At 59.6% G+C, this 25,385-nt stretch carries 19 protein-coding genes; 13 read left to right on the plus strand and 6 right to left on the minus strand.

Features of this window, described 5'->3' with window-relative positions:
• Positions 1-55 precede the first annotated feature (55 nt).
• From paaK to paaG, 3 genes are read right to left on the minus strand one after another with little or no spacing between them, the layout of a single operon-like run.
• Entirely contained in the window at positions 56-1,366 is a 1,311-nt protein-coding gene (gene paaK, locus ACO08A_RS16810; protein WP_422037134.1) for a phenylacetate--CoA ligase PaaK, read from the minus strand.
• Positions 1,367-1,404: 38 nt separating this feature from the next.
• A complete protein-coding gene (paaI, locus tag ACO08A_RS16815) occupies positions 1,405-1,848 on the minus strand; it encodes a hydroxyphenylacetyl-CoA thioesterase PaaI (RefSeq protein ID WP_422037135.1) in 444 nt (147 codons plus the stop codon).
• A 1-nt stretch (position 1,849) separates the two neighbouring features.
• Positions 1,850-2,644, minus strand: coding sequence for a 2-(1,2-epoxy-1,2-dihydrophenyl)acetyl-CoA isomerase PaaG (gene paaG / locus ACO08A_RS16820; protein ID WP_422037136.1), 795 nt, complete (start codon positions 2,642-2,644; stop codon positions 1,850-1,852).
• Positions 2,645-3,041: 397 nt separating this feature from the next.
• Between paaG and ACO08A_RS16825 the strand changes: the two genes are divergently transcribed.
• Together ACO08A_RS16825 and ACO08A_RS16830 are read left to right on the plus strand one after the other, a co-directional pair.
• Positions 3,042-4,013: a helix-turn-helix domain-containing protein gene (locus tag ACO08A_RS16825; protein WP_422037137.1), complete on the plus strand. Its 972-nt coding sequence runs from the start codon at positions 3,042-3,044 to the stop codon at positions 4,011-4,013.
• Positions 4,014-4,194: 181 nt separating this feature from the next.
• Positions 4,195-6,171, plus strand: a complete 1,977-nt coding sequence (locus ACO08A_RS16830; protein ID WP_422037138.1) for a tyramine oxidase — start codon at positions 4,195-4,197, stop codon at positions 6,169-6,171.
• A gap of 55 nt (positions 6,172-6,226) precedes the next feature.
• On the opposite strand, the gene ACO08A_RS16835 is transcribed toward ACO08A_RS16830, so the two are convergent.
• Complete coding sequence (locus tag ACO08A_RS16835) at positions 6,227-6,811, minus strand: TetR/AcrR family transcriptional regulator (RefSeq protein ID WP_422037139.1); 585 nt, start codon at positions 6,809-6,811, stop codon at positions 6,227-6,229.
• Positions 6,812-6,902: 91 nt separating this feature from the next.
• Between ACO08A_RS16835 and ACO08A_RS16840 the strand changes: the two genes are divergently transcribed.
• On the plus strand, positions 6,903-8,039 hold the full coding sequence (locus tag ACO08A_RS16840) for an aromatic ring-hydroxylating oxygenase subunit alpha (RefSeq protein WP_422037140.1): 1,137 nt from the start codon (positions 6,903-6,905) through the stop codon (positions 8,037-8,039).
• A gap of 332 nt (positions 8,040-8,371) precedes the next feature.
• Complete coding sequence (locus ACO08A_RS16845; RefSeq protein ID WP_422037141.1) at positions 8,372-9,850, plus strand: methyl-accepting chemotaxis protein; 1,479 nt, start codon at positions 8,372-8,374, stop codon at positions 9,848-9,850.
• A 64-nt stretch (positions 9,851-9,914) separates the two neighbouring features.
• Here the strand turns inward: ACO08A_RS16845 and ACO08A_RS16850 are convergent, their stop codons facing one another.
• Both ACO08A_RS16850 and ACO08A_RS16855 read right to left on the minus strand, forming a co-directional pair.
• Complete coding sequence (locus ACO08A_RS16850; RefSeq protein ID WP_422037142.1) at positions 9,915-11,174, minus strand: glycosyltransferase; 1,260 nt, start codon at positions 11,172-11,174, stop codon at positions 9,915-9,917.
• 15 nt (positions 11,175-11,189) lie between these two features.
• Positions 11,190-11,690 (minus strand): MarR family winged helix-turn-helix transcriptional regulator, encoded by a 501-nt coding sequence (locus ACO08A_RS16855; protein ID WP_420333720.1) that lies wholly within the window; start codon positions 11,688-11,690, stop codon positions 11,190-11,192.
• Between the two features lie 375 nt (positions 11,691-12,065).
• Between ACO08A_RS16855 and ACO08A_RS16860 the strand changes: the two genes are divergently transcribed.
• From ACO08A_RS16860 to ACO08A_RS16900, 9 genes are all read left to right on the plus strand, one after another.
• Positions 12,066-13,814 carry a type I secretion system permease/ATPase gene (locus tag ACO08A_RS16860; RefSeq protein ID WP_422037143.1) on the plus strand — a complete coding sequence of 583 codons (1,749 nt, stop codon included), beginning with the start codon at positions 12,066-12,068 and terminating at the stop codon, positions 13,812-13,814.
• Complete coding sequence (locus tag ACO08A_RS16865; protein ID WP_422037144.1) at positions 13,811-15,196, plus strand: HlyD family type I secretion periplasmic adaptor subunit; 1,386 nt, start codon at positions 13,811-13,813, stop codon at positions 15,194-15,196. The genes ACO08A_RS16860 and ACO08A_RS16865 overlap by 4 nt, the downstream gene beginning before the upstream one ends.
• A gap of 486 nt (positions 15,197-15,682) precedes the next feature.
• Complete coding sequence (locus ACO08A_RS16870; protein ID WP_421979380.1) at positions 15,683-16,285, plus strand: calcium-binding protein; 603 nt, start codon at positions 15,683-15,685, stop codon at positions 16,283-16,285.
• 97 nt (positions 16,286-16,382) lie between these two features.
• Positions 16,383-18,593, plus strand: coding sequence for a glycosyltransferase family 2 protein (locus ACO08A_RS16875; RefSeq protein WP_422037145.1), 2,211 nt, complete (start codon positions 16,383-16,385; stop codon positions 18,591-18,593).
• Complete coding sequence (locus ACO08A_RS16880; protein ID WP_422037146.1) at positions 18,590-19,438, plus strand: class I SAM-dependent methyltransferase; 849 nt, start codon at positions 18,590-18,592, stop codon at positions 19,436-19,438. Before ACO08A_RS16875 ends, ACO08A_RS16880 begins: the two co-directional genes overlap by 4 nt.
• The gene (locus ACO08A_RS16885; RefSeq protein ID WP_422037147.1) at positions 19,435-20,691 is read left to right on the plus strand and encodes a glycosyltransferase family 4 protein; all 1,257 of its coding nucleotides are present in this window, start codon (positions 19,435-19,437) and stop codon (positions 20,689-20,691) included. Before ACO08A_RS16880 ends, ACO08A_RS16885 begins: the two co-directional genes overlap by 4 nt.
• 10 nt (positions 20,692-20,701) lie before the next feature.
• Positions 20,702-21,466, plus strand: coding sequence for a hypothetical protein (locus ACO08A_RS16890; RefSeq protein WP_422037148.1), 765 nt, complete (start codon positions 20,702-20,704; stop codon positions 21,464-21,466).
• A 5-nt stretch (positions 21,467-21,471) separates the two neighbouring features.
• The gene (locus tag ACO08A_RS16895) at positions 21,472-23,736 is read left to right on the plus strand and encodes a hypothetical protein (protein WP_422037149.1); all 2,265 of its coding nucleotides are present in this window, start codon (positions 21,472-21,474) and stop codon (positions 23,734-23,736) included.
• Positions 23,733-25,085 carry a glycosyltransferase family 4 protein gene (locus tag ACO08A_RS16900; protein ID WP_422037150.1) on the plus strand — a complete coding sequence of 451 codons (1,353 nt, stop codon included), beginning with the start codon at positions 23,733-23,735 and terminating at the stop codon, positions 25,083-25,085. The genes ACO08A_RS16895 and ACO08A_RS16900 overlap by 4 nt, the downstream gene beginning before the upstream one ends.
• The last annotated feature ends 300 nt before the right edge of the window (positions 25,086-25,385 follow it).

Here is a 25,385-nt window from a genome sequence, read left to right on the forward strand (position 1 = left end):
CGGCCCGGCTCGTGGCGTGACGGTCAACGCCACGACAGAGACCGGACCCTTGCACTCAGTCCTTGGGGCGGTTGTCGACCACACGCTGCGCCTTGCCTTGCGAGCGGGCCACGCCGTGGGGTTCATGGATCTGTACCTTAGACGACACACCGATTGTCGACTTTATGTGATGGGCCAGTTCCTTCGCCGATGCATCGCGGGCTTCACTGCTGCTTTGTTCAGGCGTTGCCTCGGCGTGAATGATCATCGCGTCCATGCGTCCCTCCCGTACCAGTTCGATCTGGAAATGCGCCGTCAGGCCGCCGCATTTCAGGATCTGTTCCTCGATCTGGGTCGGGAAGACGTTCACACCCCGCAGGATAATCATGTCGTCGCTGCGTCCCGTGATCTTTTCGATCCGCCGCATGGACCGGGCGGTGCCGGGAAGGATGCGGGTGAGATCGCGCGTGCGGTAGCGCACCATCGGCAGACCTTCCTTGGTCAGCGTGGTGAAGACCAGCTCGCCGGTCTCGCCGTCCGGCAGAACCTCGCCACTGACGGGATCGATGATTTCCGGATAGAAATGATCCTCCCAGACATGCAGCCCGTCCTTGGTTTCCACGCATTCCTGGGCGACGCCGGGTCCCATGATCTCCGACAATCCGTAGATGTCGACGGCGTGCATGTCGAAGGCCTCCTCGATTTCCGCACGCATGGCGTTGGTCCAGGGTTCGGCGCCGAAGATGCCAACCTTCAGCGAGGATCGGCGCGGATCGAGGCCGAGACGCCGGTATTCGTCGAGGATCGAGAGCATGTAGGAGGGTGTCACGGTGATGACGTCCGGCCGAAAATCCTCGATCAGCGTGACCTGGCGTTCCGTCATGCCCCCGGAAATCGGAACCACGGTGCAGCCGAGTTTTTCGGCGCCGTAGTGAGCTCCGAGGCCCCCGGTGAACAGGCCGTAGCCGTAGGCGTTGTGGAGGATGTCGCCCTTGCGTCCGCCGGCGGCGCGGATCGAGCGCGCGACGAGATCGGACCAGTTGGAAATGTCATTTGCGGTGTAGCCGACCACCGTGGGTTTGCCTGTGGTGCCGGACGAGCCATGAATGCGGACCAGTTCCTCGCGCGGTGTGGCGAACATGCCGAACGGGTAAGTGGCCCGCAGATCCTGCTTTACCGTGAACGGAAATTTGGCCAGGTCAGCGAGTGATTTGAAGTCCTCCGGGTGGACGCCGTGTTTGTCGAACTGGTCCTTGAAGAACGGTGAGTTCCGGTAGGCATGATCGAGTGTCCAGGCAAGGCGTTTTTGCTGCAGGTCCGAGATCTCGTCGCGGCTGGCGATCTCGATCGGGTCAAGGCTGTCACGGTCAGGGGTGAGATCGATCATCGAGGGTCCTCCCGGGTCGCGGAGTGCGCTGTTTCTGGTTATTCGGTCAAGAATGTGCGGTTGACGGTGCGGGAGTGGCCGCGAAATTCCGCGATCACCGTGCCGTCTTCGCGTGTGAGACTGATGTCGTAGATTCCCGATCGTCCCTCTTTGGAAACTTCGCGCGCATGTGCGGTCAGTACATCGCCGAGGGCGCCCGGTTTGACATATGTGATCGCGCAATGCTGGGCGACCGTCATCTGGTTGTAGGTGTTGCAGGCAAAGGCGAAGGCGCTGTCGGCCAGTGCGAAAAGATACCCGCCATGCATGTTGCCGTGACCGTTCGTCATGGTCTTCGTTACGGTCATGCGCATGTCGGCCTCGCCCGGGGCGATGTGCACCAGTTCCATTCCGAGCGCCTGCGAGGCATTGTCGTCTTCCCACATGATCCGGGCGCAGGCTTCGGCCAGTTCCTGCGGTGTCATTTCGGCAAGGGGCTTCATGCTATCGCCCCTTGAACACGGCCGGGCGTTTTTCGAGAAACGCCGTCACGCCTTCCGCGTAGTCGTCGGTGCAACCGGCCGTTCGCTGGCAGTCCCTTTCCATGTCCAGATGGGTGTCAAGGTCCTGTGTCGGCGCCGCCTGGATCAGCCGCTTCGTGAGACCGAGACCGACGGTCGGGCCGGCTGCGAGCCGCGTTGCGATCATTCCTGCCTCTTCCATGAGGGCATCATCGTCGACGGTCTTCCAGATCAGGCCCCAGCTCTCGGCCTGCTCGGCCGGCAGCGGCTCGGCAAGGAGGGCAAGTGCCTTGGCGCGCGGCTCTCCCAGAATGCGTGTCAGGGACCAGCTGCCACCTGCATCCGGAATGAGGCCGATCCTGGAAAAGGCCTGAATGAACTTTGCGGACCGTGCTGCCAGAACGATGTCGCAGGCCAGGGCTATGTTGGCGCCTGCGCCCGCAGCAACGCCGTTCACGGCGCAAACAATCGGCTTTTCGAGCGAGCGCATCAGCCGCAGCGTGGGATTGTAGAAGGTGTCGAGCGTGTGGCCGAGGTCCGGTTTTTCGGTGCTTTTGCGCGGGTCGCGGTCGCCAAGGTCCTGGCCGGCACAAAAGCCCCGGCCCGCTCCGGTCAGGAGAACCGCGCGGACCGCATCGTCCTTCGTCGCCTCTTCAAGCGCAGCCCGAAGGGCGTGGTGCATGTCCTCGTTGAACGCGTTCAGCTTGTCCGGACGGTTCAGCATGATGTTCAGGACGCCGTTCTCAAGCGTCGAGACAACGGTCTGGCTTTGCGTCATTTTCCACTCCCTGGACCCCTGGCTCCCCGGTCCGCGATTTCTTTATTGCATAAACCGTCCGGTCGATCAATTATAGTATTGTCTGATTTTCGTTCGTGATCAGCGTCTGGGGCAGAGCAAGCGCATCTAAACCGTATGGTGCCCATTTGAACCGGGGATCGCAAGCGGCCGGATCTGTCTGATTTCTTCAAGGGGAGGGGCCATTGGACAGCATGTATGGAAGGAATCCGCCGCAGGGCCCGGCGTCCGGGACTGCGTTGCTCGACAGCAAACCGGTGCATGGGCACTGCCGGCCAGTTGACCGGTCTTCTCTTTACCGCAGAGCGTTGCCGGGTCTAAGCTTGCCGGGACACGAGCGAACCCACGCTTCATCTCCCGTAGCGAACAGGTCGATCGAATGACGCCTGACAACATCGATCTCGCCATCTCACCGCTGGCACCGACGCGTGCCCGGCTGCAGCCTGTCGAGGAACTGACCGGAAACATCCGAAATGTGTGTGGCGATTTCGAAATCGAACCGCCGGATACCGAAAGCGGATGTGTGAACGGCGACGTTTCCACCGTGAGCGTGTCACGCTTCGAAACAGCGATTGTTTCCCTGAACGCGAAACGAGTTCTGCGCGACAAGCGCATGATCAAGAGAGACCCGGGAGAGCATCTCTTCCTGGTGATACAGGACAAAGGCAATTGCTGGATCCATCAGAACGACACGTCCGTTCATCTCGCACCCGGTGACATGTACCTGGTGGACAGCGCGCATTGTTCGGAGTTCGTCTATAACGGGGTCGACGCGCGGCAGGTGTCGATCCATCTCCCCCGATCGGAAATGCTGCACCGGTTTGGTGCGATCTGTACCGGCGGAATTGCCATCGATCGCACGGATCCCCTGTTCGTGGCGATGCGGGCCGTGCTCACCAAGATCTTTGCCGATGACGCGAGCGTCGCGCCGCATCACGGGGAAGCCTTTCTCAGTATCCTCGGGGCCTATTTCCGGAGTGTCGAACATCAGGAGGCTCTTCGGGACCGGACATCCAAGGGGGTGTTGTCGCGAGCCCTGTCGCTGATTGACAGGCACGCGACGGACCCCGATTTCGGGCCGCAGAAACTGGCGGAGCTCCTCCAGGTTTCGCCGCGGACGCTTCAACGGCAATTCGGGGCGCTTGGCGAACCCGTCGGCAAGCGCCTGCTCGCGGTCCGACTGGAAACGGCGCGGGCACGCCTCAACGCGGCACCGGCAGGGCCGGGGCGCAATACGATATCCGATGTCGCCTATGAAAGCGGCTTCAACGATCTTTCCTATTTCTACCGGGCTTTCCGCGACAGGTACGGGATGCCGCCCGGCGATCTCAGGAAGAAAGTGTCGCTCTGAACCAAAGCCTTTGGCGTCCTCGCCCAAGACTGCCGCGCCTAGGTGAGTATCGTATTCGTGAGGGAGCCGGTCCGCGAAGACACGCATTGGACCAGGAGCCGGGAGGACGCTCTTGATCCGAACCTGAAGCGGTGTTCGATGTTCCGGTTCCGGGCTCAAAAAGAGAAACCGGAGAGGGTTCATGAAAATCAAGCAGATCCTGACCTCAGGCGCGGTTCTGGCCGGCATGGCCACGAGCGCGCTGGCGCATCCGCTGGACGGACTGACTGCCGAAGAATACCAGAAGATCAACCAGATCCTGAAAGACAGCGGGACCGTCACGGACGAAACCCTGTTCCCGTTGATCGAGCTGAAAGAACCGCCGAAGGCGGATGTTCTGGCGTGGAGCGATGGCGACGCGCTTGACCGCAGGGCCATGGTTCAGTTCACCACCGCGGACGGGTTCAGCGAAGCCGTCGTCAACATCACGCAAGGCACAGTGGAGAGCAATGCGGCGATCCCGGATTCCGGCCAGCCGATGATCCTCTTCGCCGAATTCATGACCGCGCTGGAAGGCGGGCTGAGCCACCCGGACATGATCGCCGGACTTGAGGCCCGCGGGCTGACGCCCGAGGATGCCTTCTGCCTGCCACTGACAGCCGGAAACTTTTTCACGCCGGAGTTCGAAGATTCCCGCCTGATGAAAATCCCGTGCTACCAGAACCCGACCGGTTCGAATTTCTATGCCAAGCCCATCGAGGGGCTGTTCACGCTTTTCGACGTGGGCAAGAAGGAAGTCATCGAGGTCGTCGATACCGGGGTCGTTCCCATACCCCAGGATCCGTGGGGCTACACGGAAGAGGAAATTGCCGAACGCGTGCCGCTTCGTCCCGAGACCAACCGGGTTCTCCTGAAGCAGGAAGGCGGCCCGAACTACAGGATCGACGGCAGCCATGTCGAATGGGACATCTGGCGTTTCAATTACCGCGTCGACAAGCGGCCGGGGCTGGTCATTTCCAATCTTGACGCAAATGACCAGGGAACATGGCGGTCGGTGATCTACCAGATGCATCTTTCGGAGGTGTTCGTCCCCTACATGGACCCAACCGAGGGCTGGTACTGGCGGACCTACATGGACAGCGGCGAATACGGGTTCGGCCTGTTCCTGACACCGCTGCGCGCCGGGATCGACTGCCCGGACTACGCGACCTTCCTGCCCGCATTGATCACGGATGACGCCGGCGCTCCGCTGGAAATACCGGATGCGATCTGCATCTTCGAACGCAACATAGGCGATCCGGCCTGGCGTCATTTCGAGATCTTCGCGCAAGGTCCCGACCAGTTCACTCCGGCCGAAGGACGCCCGGAAACTGAACTGGTGGTGCGCACCGCATCTGAAGTCGGCAACTACGACTACCTGATCGACTACCGCCTGAAGCAGGACGGGCAGATCTTCATCAAGATCGGCGCGACCGGTCTTGATGCGGTCAAGGGTGTCGCCTCGACGTCGATGAATGATGCAACGGCGGCCGAGGATACGAAATACGGCACGCTGATCGCGCCCAACCTGGTGGCCGCCAATCACGACCACTATTTCAACTTCCGCATCGACTTCGACATCGATCAGCCGGTCAACCACATGGGCACGATGGAAATCGTTCCCGCGGACCTCGACCCGAACCATCCGCGCAAATCCATGTGGACCTGGAAGCACGAGATGCCAGACAGCGAACTGGACGCACGCTACCGTTTCAGCGCTTCAAAGCCCAAGCACGTGCACATCACCAATCCGGCACGAGAAGGGTATCTGGGGCAGACTCCGAGCTGGATGATCCATCACGGCTCGATCGCCTATGGCCCGTTCGATTTCGAGAACGATCCTCCGTTCAAGCGCAACGCCTATATCGAATACTCGTCCTGGACCACGGTACATGATCCGGAACAACGCTATGCCGGCGGAAAATACGCCATGCAGAGCGACGGGTCGGACACGCTTGCCGAATGGGTCAAGGCGGACAGGCCGCTGATGGGCCAGGATGTGGTGTCCTGGTTCACCGCCGGCTTCCATCACATTCCCCGCATGGAGGATTGGCCGGTCATGTCGACGGAATGGAAAACGGTGCACATCATGCCGTTCAATTTCTTCGCGCATAACCCGGCGATGACATTGCGGAAATAGCATTCCGGCCGGGGCGTGCGCGCCCCGGTCCGTGTTGTTACGCCGGTGCCGGGACTTACAGGCGCAATAGCAGAGTGGACAGGAAGACGTCTTTGGTGTCGTCCAGTTTGCTTCGCCCCCAGATCGCCTGCAGCGTGGGTTCGGAAATCGCGAAATAACTGACCGCACCGATCAGCTGGTAGGCGGCTGCGGTGCGTTCCGCTTCGGTGCGGTAACGCCACTTGGGCAGGTCGGTGAGGAGATCGACGCTCTTGTCGAGGAAGGTCTTCAGGTACCACTTGCGGCTGGTCTCGACACGGTCCAGATTGTCGAGCAGCTCCCTTGCGATGAGTCGGCCGTCACACGGCGCGTGCTGCGCGTGGTCCAGCAGTCTTTCCAGAAAGAAACGCAGCCTTTTCTCCGCGCTCTGATCCAGTCGCGCAACGTCCTCGATGATGACATCGAACCGCCCGGAAACGTCCGTCAGCACCGCGGCGTAGAGGGCTTCCTTCGTCTTGAAGTGATACAGGATCGACTGTTTCGTCAGCCCCAGTTCAGCGGCGACATCCGCCAGGGACGCGCCGTAGAACCCGCGTTCGGAGAACAGCCGCAATGCCGTGTCGATGAACTTTTTTTTCGGAGAATCGATTTGCCCGGTCATGGCGCGATCATAGCATTCATTTGACAACTTACCAGTCGTAAAGTAAAACTTACCGAATGGTAAGGATTGTTGAATTGCGGAGAGAAAGAAGATGGACCGCGCGCTGGAAATCTCGCTGTTGCAGGAACTGAAGGGGTTGAAGGAGAACGGCCTGTTCTTTCTCGATGACGACACCCAGTCGTCCCCTGTCGCACGTTATCTGTGTGCCGACCGGTTCGAGCGTGAGCGGAGCGGGATCTTCCGGCGGTTTCCGACGATTGCCGCACATGCCGGAGAATTGCCCGAAAGCGGCAGCTTCCTGACGCGGCAATTTGGCGGACTGCCGATGTTGCTCACGCGTGACAGGAAGGGCGCGATCAATGCATTCGTCAATGTGTGCCGTCACCGGGGCGCGCGCCTTGTCGGTGAAGACAGGGGCTGCAAGCACAGCTTCAGTTGTCCCTATCATGCCTGGACCTGGAACAGCTCCGGCGCGCTGCGCGGCGTACCGCATGAAAAACCGGGGTTTCCGGATCTGGACCGTGAGGCCTTCGCCCTCAAGCGCCTGCCGGCCGTGGAGCGCTTCGGACTTGTCTGGGTTATCGCTGACCCCGATGGCACGCCGGACTTCGACGTGTTTCTCGAGCCGATTGCCGGGGATCTTGCATGGGCAGGCCTGGACACGCTCGGGGTCGCGGCCAGCGACACGTTCACTCTGTCCGCGAACTGGAAGCTGCTGGTTGAAGGGGGGCTGGAGGCCTATCATTTCAAGGTGACGCACAAGGACACCATCGGTCCGCATTTTCCGGACAACCTCTCTAGCTACGAAATGCTCGGGCCCCATATCCGGTCGGTTCTGCCGCGCACGTCCATCGCGTCCCTCAGCGCCGGTGACGCGGAGCGCTGGTCCATTCGCGACCATGCCAATGTTCTCTACAGCGTTTTCCCGGCGAACCAGTTCCTGCTCATGCAGGACCACATAGCCTGGGTGAGACTGCATCCGCTCTCGCCCGGGCGTACCGAGGTTCAAATCACCACCCTTGCACCGGCGGCGGCCATTACGGAAAGCCGGTCGGAGCATTGGCAACGGAACCACAAGATCACGTCGCTGACGCTTGCGGAAGATTTTGCCGTCAACGAAGCGGTGCAAGCCGGGCTTGAGAGCGGTGCCAACACGGTCCTGACCTTCGGGCGCTACGAGGGTGCCCTTCACAGATTCAACGAAGAGGTCGAAAAATTCCTGATATGAGGACCGGATTTCCGGGTCTGACTGCAAACGGAAAATGGAATTTTCCCGGCCAAAAGGACTTCTTTGAAGGCCGTGCAAATTTCAACCAAGATTTGCAGTCTTTTGCATTTCGGGCGCCCTGGCGTGTTTTGACAAGCGTTTATTGACAGTTTTACTAATATTTGCAGCGAAGAATAGTTACGGTTTTATACTTAAGGTTGAAGTGCCAATTCTTATATTGAAAGTCAAAAAGGCGCCAATACGACTCCAGAAACGTTTTGGATCAATATTTTTTTTACTTAACAGTGCGTAACTCAGCGGCAATGAAAACTTTGAGTCCGAAGGGACACGCCATGACGATTTTTTTCGGCAACTCCGCGAAGGCAACAATCGAGGCCTTCAGCCGCTCGCAGGCAATGATCGAATTCACGCCCGACGGGCACATCCTGAATGCCAATCCGAACTTCCTCGGGGCAATGGGTTACACGCTCGACGAGATCAAGGGCCAGCATCACCGGATGTTCGTGGACCCGGACTATGGCAACAGCCTTGAGTACAGGGAGTTCTGGGCCGAACTTGCAGACGGTGAATTCAAGGCGGAAGAATTCCTGCGGTTCGACAAGGCCGGAAACGAGGTCTGGATCCAGGCCTCCTACAATCCGGTTGTCAACGCAGCCGGTAAGGTGGTCAAGGTCGTCAAGATCGCGTCCGACATCACCGCGCAGAAAATACGCAGCGCCGATTTCGAAGGGCAGGTCGATGCCCTCAATCGCTCGCAGGCGGTGATTCACTTCGAACTCGACGGCACGATCCTTGACGCCAATGAGAATTTTCTCGGTGCCATGGGCTATACGATCGATGAGATCCGGGGACAGCATCACAGGATGTTCGTGGAAGCTGAGTACGGACAAAGCGACGCGTATCGCCGGTTCTGGGAAGAACTTGCCGAGGGTCAGTTCAAGGCGGATGAATTCAAGCGGGTTGCCAAGGGCGGGCGTGAGATCTGGATCCAGGCCACCTACAATCCGATCATGGACGCCTCGGGCCGTCCGTTCAAGGTCGTGAAATTCGCATCCGACATTACGGATCAGGTTCTGGAGCGACAGCGCCGCAGGTCGGTTCAACAGCAGATCGACGCGGATCTCACGGAAATGTCCCAGTCGATTTCGCAAACGGCCCATCAGGCCAGCGAATCCGCCTCGGCTGCCGAACAGACGTCTTCAAGCGTGCAGACGGTGGCTGCAGCTTCCGAAGAGCTTGTTGCCTCCATTCAGGAAATCAGCCGGCAGGTTCAGGTGGCGCTCGAGGTTTCCGGCAACGCACAGGGCGAGGCGGAACGGTCCAGCGAGATCATGTCCGGTCTTTCCGAAGACGCCAAGACCATCGGTTCGGTCATCGAGCTCATCGACGGGATCGCCGACCAGACCAACCTGCTGGCGCTCAATGCGACCATTGAGGCGGCGCGGGCCGGCGAGGCGGGCAAGGGATTTGCGGTGGTTGCCTCCGAGGTGAAGAGCCTTGCGTCCCAAACCAGCAAGGCGACGGAAGAGATCTCCACGCAGGTCAACTCCGTGCAGGAAACAACCGAGCGTGCCGTTGAAGCAATTGAGTCGATCATGGGCGTGATCAAGAACATCGCCGAAATCGCCACGAGCATTTCGACCGCGGTCGAAGAGCAGACCGCCGTCACCAACGACATCTCGTCCAACATGCAATCGGCGGCCCAGGGGGTCGAACTGGTGACATCCAACCTGCAGACGATTTCGTCCTCCGCCAGCCAGCTGGAAGGATCGACGAACACCGTGCGCGAAGCGTCCCAGTCTCTGATGTAAAGGCAACCGCAAAAGGGCGGTGCCGGTTTGTTCGGGACTGTGCCCGCTTGGTGCCTGGATCACGTCAGGCATTGAGCGGAACTGCGGGGTCCTGCTGCACTGATGGCGTCTCTTGGCGCTTTGCCGCTACCTGAAGCATGAAGCGGTGCAGTTTCGCGCAACAGTCATTCAGCTCATAGCGCGAGACGATTGTGCGACGCGCTTCGGTGCGCAGCGGGCGGAAGGTGTCCGGATTTGCCAGGGCGTCCTCTATTTTGTCCGCAAAACCGTCGATGTCGAAAAAATCCACCAGGCGGCCATTGATGCCGTCGCTGACGACTTCCCGCACCGGCGGCGTGGCGGACGCGATGACCGGTGCTCCGCAGGACATGGCTTCCAGAAACGACCAGGAGAGGACGAAGGGGTAGGTCAGGTAGACATGGGCTGCCGTTACCTGAAACAGACGCACAAGATCGCGATGGGGAATTTGACCGAGGAAATGCACCTTGTCCGGTGACAGCCCGGTTTCCTCCAGAAGCTGTTTGCGCCAGCTGTCACCGCCCTGCGGCCCGCTTCCATAACTTATGCCGTCACCGCCCGCGATGACGAAACGGACGTCGGGATTGCGTTTGCCGACTGCCGCCGCAGCGCGCATGAACTGCGGAAAGCCGCGGTAGGGTTCCAGATCGCGGGCCGCGAAGGTAACCACCGGGTCTCCGGCACTCAAAAGCGTTCCATCCGGCAAGCGGAAGGAAGCCAGGGCGTCGGGACGGGCGCGGGAGGTATCAATGCCTTCGTGCTGGGCCACGATCTTGTTGCGGTATTCGGCCGGATATCTGCTTTTCTGCCATATCGTCGGGCTGATGCCGTAATCCATCTGGTCGAGCGTCGCCAACTGTACGGTGTTGCGCAACCGCATGGTCTGCCTTCGCTCAAGGCTGATCTCGTCCGACGGGGCGAAGCCGGCATCTCCACCCTGGGGATGGAAATAGTACTCGCAAAACCCGATGACCGGCGTATCGGGAAGGGCGTCCTTGACGAACATCATCCCGCCCCAGGCAATATGCCCGACAACGAGATCCGGCGCTCTGCCGTGCAGCGAAAGCCGGCTCAGAATGTCGGCAACGCGCCGACCTGCCTCAATGTAGGGAATAGATGCTTCTTTGCGGTCCCGACGCCCGTGCGCGCCGGTGTCCGCGCTGCCATACCGCAACACGCGGAGCCCGGGGACGGGCCTGTCGGTGCTTTCGCAGACCAGCGTGACCGTCCACCCGTCAAGGATGAGACGCCGGGCAATGTGTACGAATTGCCCGGGGCCATGCCGGTGCACAAAAACAACATGCATTGGCGGCGCCTCTGGTCAGAACCCGTTGACGCCCATCCGGCCGTTGCGCTGCTGGAGATCGGTCGCCCAAATGACTTCCAGTTTCCGCAGCAGGGCAAAGGTTTCTTCCAGTGCCATGCGGTCGCGCTCGTTGCGCACGATCTGTGCCTGGTTGACTTCGTCTGCCGACTTTATCGCCTGGCAGAGCGACTTGCCCTTGTCGGTCAGTCTGATCCTGGCCGACCGTCTGTCCCGCGCGGATGCGGTGCGGTCAACATATCCGGACTGAACCAGCTGTTTCAGACTGTAGGAGGCATTGGATCCGAGATAGTGCCCCCTGTCCATAAGGTCGCGCACCGACAGGTCGTCGTCGCCAATCGTGAACAGGAGCATCGCGTGAGACGGCGATATGTCATCCGCCCCGATGCGGATCAGATCGACGCGAAGACGATCCAGGTAGCGCCGGTACATTCTCTCGATAACGCGAACGAGTTCGAAGTGGTTTGCGTGAGAGTACGGGTTCATTTCGGCTCTCATGTCCGACTCCGCTATTTTGTATGTATTCTCGTCCACCTTTGGTTTGGGGATGTTGATCCGGCCATTTATCTGTTGTGGTGCATCAGTGAATATTTTGTGCATACGCCCCTAACTCCCACCAAATTTCGAACTAAATTCGAAATACTTTCATTACCGAGTTGCTCCTTGTCTTCGCGGTGGTTGGTTATTTTTATTTATAATTTTATCTTTTGCATGAGAATCAATTGCGTGCCACAATTAAATCCCAAACTTCTCTCAAGTTAGTCTACAACCTTCCATCATTTATAGGGAAAAGATGTGTCGATTTCTAGGCAAATACTGAATTTTTTCGCACGTGCGAACTCGTCTTTGGGTTGAATGTTTGGAGAATGGTGAATGGTTGAGCAGGTGAAACCAGCGGCAAACGACCCGTCCTTGCTGGTTCGAGAGGCCCGGAAGACCTTTGCAACTGGATTAATCGCTGCCGCTATTTTGAGCGGCTTCATCACGCTCCTGCAGCTTACGGCTCCGCTCTTCATGCTGCAGGTTCACGACCGGGTTCTGAACAGCCAGAGCCTCGACACGCTCGGGATGCTCGTCATCATTGCCGCCGGTGCACTGGCGCTTTACGGAATTCTGGAGTTCATCAGAAGCCAGATTTTTCAGGTCATGGGAACCGAACTCGTCCGCCGCCTGAATCACACCGCGATCGAGGCAGGAGTTAAATCTTCCCTGGAAAAGGGCGGCAGCCTGGCGTCCGAGGTGCTTCGCGACCTGAGTGATCTTAGGAGTTTCATCACCAGCAACGCCATCAGTGCTCCGCTCGAAGCGCTCTGGGTGCCCATGTTCCTGGCCGTGCTGTTCATACTGCATCCGCTTTACGGTCTGTTAGCCATAATCTCGGCTTTTGTCCTGGTCGGGCTCAATCTCATCTCGGACATGGCGACCCGCTCCCTGCTGAAGGAAGCCAATTCCGCGAATGTGGAAAATGTCGCGAAGATGGGCTCGACTCTGCGCCACGCGGAAACGATCGAGGCGATGGGGCTGATGCCGGCGCTTGCGCGGCGCTGGCAAAAGAGACAGCTGCATGCGAGCGAACTGATGGCCTATGGCAGCCGGCGCGGCAAGGCGATCCACGCGCTCACCCGGAGCCTGCGCATGGGCATGCAGATCGGCGTGCTCGCACTTGGTGCCGATCTGGTCATCAAGGGAGAGGTGACGGCCGGCACGATGATTGCCGCCAGCATCATCACGGGCCGGTTGCTGATGCCCTTCGACAACATGACCGAGAACTGGAGACAGTGGGTGTTTGCGTTCACGGCCTGGGGGAGGGTTCGCGACGTTCTGGAGAATCACGCATCCATCCGGCAAACCATCGCAACGCCGCCCAGCCAGGGACCGCTGCAGGTCGACAAGCTTGTCTTTGTCGCGCCGAACACGCCGGTCCCGGTGATCAAGGGCATTTCCTTCACGCTTGAGCCAGGCGATGTTCTGGGCATTGTCGGACCGTCCGCGGCGGGAAAGTCGACGCTGGCGCGTCTTCTGGTCGGTGCTCTCCAGCCGACGACCGGCGGCGTGTTCCTGGACGGACACAATGTCTATCTGTGGGAGCGGGCGTCTTTCGGCGCGATGATCGGTTATCTGCCACAGTCGGTGTCGTTGCTGGACGGAACGGTGCGCGAGAACATCTCGCGCATGTATGATGCCGATCCGCAAATGGTCATCGACGCGGCGCGATCCGCCGGCGTTCATGAAATGATCGGCCGCATGCCGCTCGGCTACGACACGCCCGTCGGCGACAACAAGTTCACATTGTCGGGCGGCCAGAAGCAGCGTGTCGCTCTGGCTAGAGCCCTGTTCGGGCGGCCCCGCCTGCTCGTTCTTGACGAACCCAACGCAAATCTCGACACCGAAGGTGAAGTTGCGCTCCTGCGGGCGATTTCGAGCGCCAAGGAAGATGGTGCCATCGTCATCGTGATCGCGCACCGCCCGGCCATCATGGAGGCTGCGGACAAGATCCTGGTGCTCGAAGACGGCAGGATCAGCCAGTTCGGTGACCGGACGGAGGTCGTGAGCAATATCTCCCGGCGCCTGCCTGCACCAAAACCGACGCCTGCCCTTCCGCCGAATGGAGAGGTCGCATGAAGACGGATCCGGAAAACAAGGTTGCCAAGACGGCGCAGCACGCGCCCGACACCGCACAGAGACCGTTCTGGCAGCCGGCGGACAATCTGGACGCGGAAAAACCCACGAGCCTTCGCGGTCCGCTGATCGCCTCGTCGATCGCGGTCGTGATCGGTTTCGGCGGTTTCCTGCTTTGGGGGTTCACGGCGGATCTCGACAGCGCTGCGGTTGCGACGGGCAAGGTCATCGTCGACAGCCAGAGGAAGACGATCACGCATCTTGAGGGCGGCATACTGCGCCGGCTTCTCGTTCAGGAAGGAGACTTCGTGAAGGCAGGCCAGCCGCTGGTCGAACTGGACGACACGCGGGCGCGCGCGGAACTCGCCCAGTTGCGCGCCAAGAGAATCAGCCTCATGGCGACGCTTGCCAGGCTGCGCGCGGAAAGGGATCTGAAGGACGAGATCGAGATGCCACCGGAATTGACGAAAAGCGATGCGATCGCGGTCGCGGACGTGATGGCGGCAGAGCAGCGCTTTTTTGAAAAGCGGCGCAAGGTCTATGAAGGCAAGGTCGCGTTCCAGCAGAAGGAAATCGAGCAGTTCGAGGCCCAGATCGAGGCCACCGAAGCTCAAATCGAGGCGAACACGACCCGGCAGGCATTGCTCAAGGAAAGGGTCGAAGCACTCACCTTGCTGGAAAAGAAGGGTTTCGCCTCCAAGGCGATCCTGAGCGACGAACAGCTCGAACTGAGCGAACTGATCGGCGACGGCGGTCAGTTCGCGGCGGACAAGGCGCAGCTGGAGAAGGCGCGGCAGGGCGCGGAAGTGGCGCTTCTGCAGGCCGAGCAGGAACTGCAGAGCGAAATCGCGAGCGAGATCCTGACGGCGCAGCTCGAACTCAACACCACGAACGAGCAGATCATTTCTTCAAAGGATATTCTCGACAGGCTGGTCGTGTATGCCCCGCAAAGCGGGATTGTCTACGATATCGAGATGCGCACGCCGGGCAGCGTTGTCGAGCCCAGCAAGGCAATCATGGACATCGTCCCCCAGGATGAGAAAATGCTCGTTGAAGTGCGCATGAACCTCAAGGACATTGATCATGTCCGGGTTGGGTCGCAGGCGCGAATCAGGCTGACTGCCTATGACAGGCGGAACGTGCGTCCCCTGGAGGGCGCGGTGTCCTTCGTTGCGGCCGACCAGAGCGTCGACCAGCAGACACAGGAAGCGTTCTACGTGGTCCGGGCGGAGGTCGACCAGACGGAGCTTGCCAACAATCCGGTGGTTGCCCTTTATCCGGGAATGCCCGCCGAAGTGCTGATCGTGCGCCGGGCGCGCAAGGCAATCGAATATCTCGTGGAGCCGATTTCCGACAGCTGGAGCCGCGCTTTCCGCGAAGACTGACACCTGACGATCCCTGTAAATTTTCTTGATGCCGGCAGCTCATTGTTGAGCTGCCGTTCATTTGTGCATTGCAGCATAGAATTGCGGCACGCGTAGCGGCTTTCAGACTTTTTTCTTTAGTTCTACTAACCTTCGCGTGTATGCGGGTTTAGTTCGAAAATTTATTTTTTCTGATTTAAGTAATTGAAAAAAATCATAAAAGTATCTTTGATGGCGAATTCTGTCCTGCAAAAGACGGAAAAGTGTTTCGAAAATAGATGTAATTCATCTGAATTAGTCTGGTAAATTTGGTATATCCTTTGAGTAATATCATATAAAATACTCTATATTCTAAATATTGCCTTACTTTTTTCACTATTCATCCCTTTGCTTGCAGTTATAAATGTGTATTGTAATTTCGCACCGCAAGAAAACGGGATTTGTGCGGTGCGGGGTGCCGCGGTTTCCGGGGCGTTGTTTAAGTGAGGTAAACTTCAGGAGTAAGCTATGGCCACAATTGAAGGCAGTGCTTTCCAGGATTTCCTACAGGGTACAAGTGCCCAGGATTTCATTTTCGGGCTGGGCGAAGCGGATGTTGTCGTGGGCAATGAAGGCGACGACTTTCTTTTCGGTGGCAAAGGCGGAGATCTGATCGTCGGTGGCGAAGGTGCCGACAAGATTTTCGGCGAAGGCGGCAACGACGTCATTCTTGGCGGCGCTGACGCGGACACCATCTTCGGTGGTTCCGGGTCCGACTATATCGAAGGCGGCGATGGTGGTGACATCATCCTCGGCGGAGAGGGAACCGACATCATCGACGGCGGTGCCGGCAACGATCTGATGTTCGGTGGCGGAAACCATGACGTGTTCGTTTTCACCGGTGGTGGTGGCAACGACATCATCATGGATTTCCAGGTCGGCGATCTCGTCCAGATTTCTGCAAACATCAACAACACCGGTATTGGCTCTGCGGCGGACGTCGCGGATCGCGCGACGCAGGTCGGCAACAATACGGTCATCGATCTGGGCAACGGCGATACCGTGACGCTCAACAACATCGATGCAGATGACCTGAAGGACAATCCTGAAGGCTTCATCGTCGTGACATAACGTGACTGCCCCGGGGGTGTCCGTCCCGTCGGGCGGCCCCGGTGCTGTCATCATTCGCCGGCCGGATCAGCGTATCGTTACGTAGTGAAGTTTAAAGATGCTCGAAACTCTCGGCACATACGCGGAATCGCCATTCGATGCCCCGCAGTTTCTGCAGTTGACGCCCGAGGTTTATCTGGTCGCCTGGGATCCTGCACACACCGTCAATGCGCCGCCGCAGCTCGAGGAGATGTCAAGCCGGAAGTTCTCCGCCATGGCCAGCGTGCGTCTCGCCCTGCTCGACGGCCGCTCGCGGATCGTCTGGGCGCTTGGTGTCAAGGAGGCGGCACCACTGCGGTTGAAGTTGACCGCCGGAACGGTCGGCTCGGGCGCCGAGTTGGCGTTCAATCCCGAAACCGGCACGGTCGCAGCGGACCCGTTCGCTCTCACAAGCGGACTGACCCAGAACGCCTGCGCGGTTCTCGTCACCACGATCCTCAACACCTGGTCCGGCATGTTCCGGCTTTCGCGTTCGCGAAGCTTTCTCGGTTTTGCCAGGAAGCTGCTCCATTCGGTGAATGATGCACCTCCGGTTGCCGACTGCGTCGCGTGCGTCGGCGAGACCAGAATTATCGAAACCCTCCTGAACAGCGAGTGCTCCGACGTCACGTCCGCCGTGCTGATCGGCGACGACGGGATCAGGCGGCTCGAGACCGAGCCGTTCAATGCCCTCTACAATGGTGGCAAGAACCGCTTGTTCGTCGGTGCAGTCTCAAGCGCAAAGGCACCGTCGAAAAGTTTCCTCGTCTTGTCCGGTCCCTGGGGGCTTGCCATACGGCGGCTTGAATCAGGCGGCGAGCCGCGTTCGCTCAGCACATGGTGGGCGGCCAACACGCGCAAGCTGCCGGAACTGCGCGATCATCTCATTACCAGACTTGGCAGCAAGACGCCGGAAACCAGGGCGGCCGTGCGCGACCTTCAACTGGCGGAACCGATGCCCGCCAGGCGGCATGGTGCGCTTGGCGAAACGGCATCCTTCTGTGCCGTGGAAACGGCCCTGACCGTCGAGAGCGGCGTGCTTGCCGGCGGCTGGATGCGCGATCCGGGCAGATCGTATGCGGGGCTCGACCTCCTGGTTCCCGGGCTCGAGCCGCAACCTCTCGAACTGCACAGCTTCGATGGTGTCCTTCCCGAATCCCAGGGCGGATACGCGATCCGAAAGTTTGTGGCCTTTGCACCGGCAGGTGCAAAGATGAAGCATCACATCCAGCCACGATTTGAGCTCAGGCTGGCGTCGGGCGAGCGGGCACCGCTCGTTCCGCCGCCGCAGCCGGGCGATGCGGTGGACAGCAGGGCGAGTGCGCTCGGAGTGGTTCCACCCAGGCATGCGAGCGATGACGTCATCTCGCAATGTCTCGCGCAGCCCTTCGCCGAATTGCAGAAGCGCTTCGTAGACCAGGTCGGGACCCCCGGCGAAATCACGACCGGGGCGCCGGTTGATGCGCCAACAGTTTCGATCGTCATTCCGCTCTACAAGGTGTACGAGTTCATCAAGCCACAGCTTGCCGCGTTCGCGTCGGACAGATGGCTGGCTGAAAACGCGGAAATCATCTTCGTGCTGGATTCCCCGGAGCAGGCAACCCATGTGGAAGACCTGCTGATCGGATTCCATCTTCTTTACGGTCTGCCGATCCGGCTCGTGGTCATGGAGCAGAATGGCGGCTACGCGCTCGCCTGCAATGCCGGGGCCGCGCGCGCGAAAGGCCGTTACCTGGCAATGATCAACTCCGATGTCGTGCCAACCGGGAGCGGGTGGCTCGAGCAGCTCTGTGCCAGCCTGATGATGGACGAGCAGGTCGGTGCGGTCGGGGCAAAGCTGCTTTACGCGGACAATGCCATTCAGCATGCCGGCCTGAAGTTCATTCACGACGAAAAGAAGCGCTGGTTCAACCACCATTATTTCAAGGGCTTTCCGCGTTTCTATGCGCAGGCCAGCCAGTCTCGCGAGGTGCCGGGTGTGACCGGTGCCTGTCTCGTCATGGCACGTTCCGACTTTGAACAGGCCGGTGGCTATACGACCGACTTCATCATCGGCGACTACGAAGACAGCGATCTCTGTCTCAAGTTAAGGGCCAGCAACAAGAAGATCTACTACTTGGGTGATGTCGAGCTTTATCACTTCGAGCGAATTTCTATAAAGAAAAACGGTGATTACACGCGGGGAGTTGCGTCTCAATACAATCGTTGGCTTCAGCAACTCAGATGGGAACAGGAAATTATGGATGTCATGTCGTCAATCGGGGCAAGGGACGGGGTACTGGCCGGATGAATTCACCCGTTGTCATTCCGGACCATGTCCGTTTGAAGTCGGCACCGCTGGGCGGCGACAGGCTTGCCCTGCTTCAAAAAACGATTGAGCGGAATCGTTTTCTGCCCGTCCCGCCGCAGGAAGAGAATTTTGTCGGCGACGGCGACTACCTGGCAATCGGAACCGAGTTTCTGGGACACTTTGTCGATCTCGGCGGACTGCGCGAAGACGAACGCGTCCTCGATATCGGATGCGGCATCGGGCGGATGGCTGTCCCACTGACGCAATATCTCGACCCGGAAGAGGGGCAGTATACCGGTCTCGATCCGGCGCCTGCCGGCATTCATTGGAGCGCGCAGCATATCGGAAGCGTTTATCCCAATTTCCGTTTCATGCATCTCGATATCGCCAACGAACTCTACAATCCGAACGGGTGCATCCAGGGCACGAACCTGTCGCTGCCGTTCGATAGCGGCTCCTTCGACTTCGCGATCATGACGTCCGTCGTCACGCATCTGCCGGCCAACGAAATCGAGCCCTATTTCCGTGAAATCTCCAGGCTGCTCGAGCCGGGTGGCCGACTGTTCGTTTCCGCCTTCATCATGGAACCGGAAAGCCAGCGCAACGCTGACCTGACGCCGCGGATCCGGTTTCACCGGTCGCCCGAAGGTCCGTCCTGGCACGCGGACAAGGCGGCGCCCCTTGCCGCGGTCGCCTTCGACGACGGGTTCCTGGACACGACGCTGCACAGAACGGGCTTTGATGTCGCCCTGAAGAAGCTCGGTCACTGGCGCGGTCAGACCGGCAGCCGGCACTACCAGGATTTCTTTGTCGCCGTTAAGTCGTCGCGGGGTCAGGGCGCATGAGGGTTCTGGTTTTCGCGCACAATCATCCGGACCTCCATCCCGGCGGCACGGAGACCGTTGCGCTTGAACTGTCAAGGGCGTACCGGGACGCGGGGCACCAGTCGCTCTTCGTCGGGGCCACCAACCAGTTGCATCGCGAACCGCACCCGGGCACCAGCTTTCAGGCCATCAGCGACAGCGGCGATGAACTGCTGATGTGGGCGGGCCATTTCGACCGCTTCAACATGAGCCAGATCGACCTCAGAGCGTTCGTTCCCGACATGACCGCCCTGCTGGAGAGTTTCCGGCCCGACGTGGTGCATATCCACCACCTGATCCTGTTTGGCGTCGAGCTGCCGGTGCTGATCCGCCGGGTTCTTCCGGACGTTCGCATCGTGATGACCCTGCATGACTATTACGCGATCTGTGCGAATGACGGCGTCCTGATGCAAAGCCCCGATGAACCGTGTGCCGCGCTTGGGCCGGGCGGCCTGTGCCGCTGTCTCGAGGCGGCGAAGCCCAATGACATGCGGCTGCGCGAGCGTTTCATCAAGATCCATCTCCAGGCGGTCGACCAGTTCGTCTCGCCGAGCGCTTTCCTGAGGGACGTCTATGTCCGCTGGGGGCTGCCGGCCGACAAGATTTCGGTCATCCGCAATGGCCGTCCCGAAACCGCAGCGGCCGAGAGCCGGGCCGGGACCGAGGACCCGAAACGAGTATTCGGCTTCTTCGGAAACATGACGCCCTGGAAAGGCATCGAGGTTCTGCTGCAGGCGGCGAAGCTGCTGATCGAACGCGACGTCGACTTCGAACTGCGCGTGCATGGCGGCTCTCCCTTTCAGAGTTCGGAATTCGTTGGCCGGATCGAGGCGCTGTTCAAGGACACGGCTCCGCATGTCACTCGCCTCGGGCCCTACAAGCCGCATGACGTTGCAGACCTCATCGAGCCGGTCGACTGGGTGATCGTGCCCTCGCTCTGGTGGGAAAACGCGCCGCTGGTGATTGCCGAGGCACAGCAGCACAAGAGACCCGTGATCACGACCGGCGCCGGGGGGATGGCGGAAGCGGCTCGAAACGGTGTCGACGGGCTTCACGTTCGCAGAAACGATCCGTCCGGCCTGGCTTCCATGATGGAAAAAGCCGCCGCCGACCCGAAGATGTATCGCGACCTGGCGGAGAACATCCAACAGCCTCCTGCCGTTTTTGAGGTCGCGGAACAATATATCCAGCTTTTTGAAGACGAGAGCCGGTTCGCGGACGACCCTGCAGCCTGACGAGACCACCATGACCGCAGCAAAACTGGAAGAAAAAACCGAAGTCACGGACGAGGACAAGGGCGAAATCCCGAAGATCCAGGGCCGAGTTGATGCGTTCGAAGACGGGCGTCTTCTCGGGTGGGCCTGGGATGCCGCCAATCCCGATGACCGCATGACGATACACGTTCTTCACGACGGGAACCGCGTGATGAGCAAGCTGGCGGATACCAAACGCATCGATCTGCAGCGAAACGGCATCGGCGATGGTGCCTATGCGTTCGACCTGCAGCTTCCGCAGGCGGCCGCGTCGGCGCCGGAGGGGCTGTCGGTGATCGCCGAATCCCCGCGGGACGGGGTGCAAATCCAGCTGCCGCGCCCGAGCGCCGAAGAACGCGCCGCGGAAGCGGCCATAGCGCTGCCGCTCTCGATCGTCATGAAAAAGCTGGACCGGGTGATCGCCATCCAGGGGCAGAGCGCGCTCGGACAACGGGACGCGACGGCGCTCCTGAAGGAGACGACCAGCCGGATCGACACACTCGCATCGACGGAAGGAGAGCTTGGCGAGGCGCTCGCGATCCTGAAAAACGGGCAGGGTGATCTGGCACAGCGCGTCAAAGAACTCGAGGTTTTTCTGCTGCGCTTCGATACCACGCTAAAGAGTTTTGATGATCGTCTGACGGCCCTTGCCGACCGCAGCCGCAACAGCCTCAAGGTGCACATGCTGCTGCTCGCCATTTTGGTCGGGTTCGTCGGCGGGATGGTCTTTGCCGCCGCCGGCGGTTTGTGGAGCTGACGAGAATGGAGCCGGTTGTTACGCTTGAAGGTGCAAAGAGGCTCTCCGACGCATCTGTCGAGCACAGGAAGCTGACGGGCGAGCGGTCGGATTGGCCCGATGCGGTTGTGCCGGCTGACGGCCGCAGTGTCCTGTGCACGGCGGTTGACCGCGACACGATCCTGCTTGCAGGCGTTGGCGAAAACTTCGCGCGCAATCTCCAGGCCGTGCTCAACGAGGATCCCAAGACCACGGTTCCCTGCACGATCGTATCGCTTTCGCAGAAATCGAACCGGGACCGTTCACGTGCACCCTTCGTTGCGATCCTGTCTCTTGATTCCGTGGCGGTGCCCAGGCTTGAAAGGGTGTCGATCCGCAGCAAGGGGCATTCCCATCCTTATGCGATCAAGTACGGCCCGGTCGCCTTCGATGTTTTCGTCGGACTTGTCGGCGACGCTGTTTCGCAAAAGGAGGCAAGTGTCGTCGAAGCGCTCATCGATGCGCTGATCGCCTCGAATTCAGAGGTGAAGAACCAGGCGGTCGCGGCAAAGCTGGTCATGCATGTCGCGCGCAGGGACGGCTATGTCGAAATGCTCGGACAGTTCGACGAGGGCGATTTCTACATTCAGGGCTGGTCGAAGGACCCTCCGGTCGGCCGCAACCGGGTGTTTGTATTCGACGGGTCGCTGCGTGTTGCCGATCTCTCCTCTTGCCTGTTCGAAAGAAAGGATACGGGCGGCAAGGCACCCGGATTTGCAGGGATCCTGGAGAATGTGAACGATATCGGTGCCTCCGCGATCCGGAGCCTGTTCTTTCGAGGCCGCGGCGGCTGGAGCAAGGTCGATGTGCACGAACGGGGCACGGTCTCACAGGCGCGGGCCCTGCCCGGCCATCTGAGGGCTCTTCTGCCGCGTCTTAATGTATCCGGCGGAGCCCGTGACAAACTTGAGCGGGCATCACGAAGGTTCGACGGGCGGGAAACGGTCAGCGAGCTCGATGTGCCCGTGCGGATCGGTGTCGATTTTTGCGCTGCGACGCATTGCGGCAACATCGTGGTTTCCGGTTGGCTTCTGAACCCTGAAGATCATGCCGAAGCCGTCCATCTGCGCGCCGGCGAACGTTCATCAAGGCTGGACAAGATCTGGACCACGCAGAACAGGCCGGATGTCAGCGAGACCTTTGAGGACCTGTCGCCCTTCGTGGGCACCGCGACCGGAAGCGATCGTCACGGATTTCTCGCTTTCGTTCCCGAATTGGGCGGCTGTTCCGAAGGCAAGCCGTATCTTGAGGTGGTTCTCAGAGACGGGCGGTCGGCCTATGCGCCAATTGCCCTCGGACGCACCTCGTTGCGGTCCGCACTTCGCCGCCTCGTTGCCGGGCTTGATCCGACGATTGCCTCGTCAACCGACATCATCGAGCGTCAGTTCCTTCCCTTGCTCGGTGCGGCCTCGCACGCGGAGCCGACCGTCGAGGACGTGAAGGACATCGGTGCAATCCCGGAGACGCCCCCAAGGTCGATCGTGATCGGGTCCGACGGTTCGATCGACAGGCTGAGGACGCTTTTGCCGGTGCTCGCACTTGATCCGCTCCTCAGGGGAACACCGATTGTCGTCTGTGCGGCCGGGAACGCGATCGACGAACAGTTTCAGGAGATTGCGCGTCTGGCGTCGTTTTACGACCTTTCCTTGAGGGTCGTGCGGGCCAACAGGATCGAAGACCCGCTCGATGCGATCCAGGCGGGTCTTCAGGCCGCGCCTTCCGAAACGGTTGCCTGTCTCGGCTCCGGTGTGGTGCCGCTTGTTCCCGGGTGGCTGGACACGCTGGTGGCGGAATTTCGAAAGCAGGACGAAGGCTGTCTGGTGACACCAACCGTGCTTTACGAAGACGATACGATCCGCTGGGCCGGAACCTGGATCGAAAGGGAAGATGGTGTGCACGCCCTGAAACAGCACTATGTCGGCTACCCGCGCCGCACGCTCATGGGGGCCGAGGTCACCGAAGTCGTGGCCGCCACGTTCGACTGCTGCGTGTTGCCGAAATCCGCGTTCCTGGCGTCCGGAGGCTTTGCCCGGACCTACCTCGGGACGGACGAGAAGGGACTGGACGCGACCCTGAAGTTGCGGGCCGCCGGGCTGAAATCCTTCTGGGTGCCGCAGGTGGAAATGGTGCACCCGGAAAACGGCCAGGGAAGCGAGCGTCTCTGGCACAAGCTTGTCGGGCAGCACGACAGGAGACAGTTCGAACAAGTGTGGAGCAACAGGCTTGGCGCGATGAAGGAGGGTTCGCAATGACCGGCACGCCCCCGGCAAAGCAGGACGCAGCCGCCGACGAAACCGTGCGCGTGCTCGTCATTTCGCATGGCCATCCGGTGTTGTCCCTCGGAGGCGCCGAGGTCGCCTCCTACAATCTTCATCTTGGTCTGAAATCGGCAACGGGATCGCAGTCGTTCTTTCTCGCACGGGTCGGCGACGACTATCCGCGGCACGGCCGGTCAGCTTTGATGGGCGTGGCGGATGCGGAAGACGAGTTACTCTATCACGCGGACGAATACGATCACTTCCTCATTTCGAACCGCAACACCGGTGATCTCCAGACCGATCTGCGCCGCTTCGTCCGCTCGCTAAATCCGGACGTGGTTCATTTCCATCATTTTATCGGGCTTGGTTTGGAAGCCCTGCATGTCGTGCGGAGCGCGCTTCCGAACGCTGCGATCATCGTGACGCTGCACGAGTTCCTGGCGATCTGCCACCATCATGGCCAGATGGTGAAGACGGGTACGCATGCGCTTTGCCGGATGTCGTCTCCCATTGCCTGCCACGGTTGCTTTCCCGAGATTTCGCCCGGCGAGTTTCTGCGCCGAAAGCAATTCGTGCAGTCGCTGTTCGGCCTCGCCGACGGCTTTATCGCGCCCAGCCGGTTTCTTGCCGAAAGATATGAACAATGGGGTCTTCCCGGCGAGCGGATTTCGGTGATCGAAAACGGTCTGAACGTACCCGAAAAGGCGGGTCCCAGGCGGCTCAGGGATGCCGGCGACAGACGTTCTCGTTTCGCGTTCTTCGGTCAGATGACGCCCTACAAGGGGGTCGATATCCTGCTGGACGCGGTTCAGCGCATCCCGGACAGCATCTGGAATGATGACGCGTCGCTGACCATTTTCGGCGGCAACCTGGAAAGACAGCCGGAAGCGTTCCGTAATAAAATCGCCGGCCTGATCGAAAAGACAGATGGCCGTGTCCGTTTCGCGGGCGCTTATCAGAACAGGGACATGCCGTCCCTGATGCGCCAGGCCGACTGGGTTCTGCTGCCTTCCGTCTGGTGGGAAAATTCACCCGTCATCATTCAGGAAGCGTTCCATCACGGGCGGCCGGTGATCTGCAGTGGCATCGGAGGCATGGCCGAAAAGGTGAAGGACGGTGTCGACGGACTGCATTTCCTTGCGGGCAGTCCCGAGGACCTTGCCGACAAGATGACCGAGGTGCTGCAGAACAAGGATCTTTGGAATTCGCTTCGGGCGGGGATCATGGAGCCGAAAAGCTATCGCGACTGCGCACGGGAACACCTTGGTTTCTACAGGTCGGTTCTTGCCGGCCGCCACAAAGGCGCACCGGCGATTACCGGCGATTTGCAACAAAGTGCATAGGAGCACCTGCAAGAGAATGGTCGGGCGATCGGGACGAGTGGAGAGCCTCTCTGTCCGCCGGTGATTTCCTTCCGCGTTGCTGGTCAGCACCGTTCAGGCACGACCAAATTTGCTGCGACGCACAATTTCCGTGTTGTTGCAATCTCGGTGGTTCGTACGGTTGCAATATCGTACCAGACGTTGAGTGAAAGGTTGCAATCTGAGGCTTAAGATTAGATATTATTTTCAATTTCAAATTACTTTCTGAATAATAATCAAATTATTTCAGAAGTAAATTCAATAAAAATTTTCTAAAACTAA

Source organism: Roseibium sp. (assembly GCF_965232425.1).
Lineage (GTDB): Bacteria > Pseudomonadota > Alphaproteobacteria > Rhizobiales > Stappiaceae > Roseibium.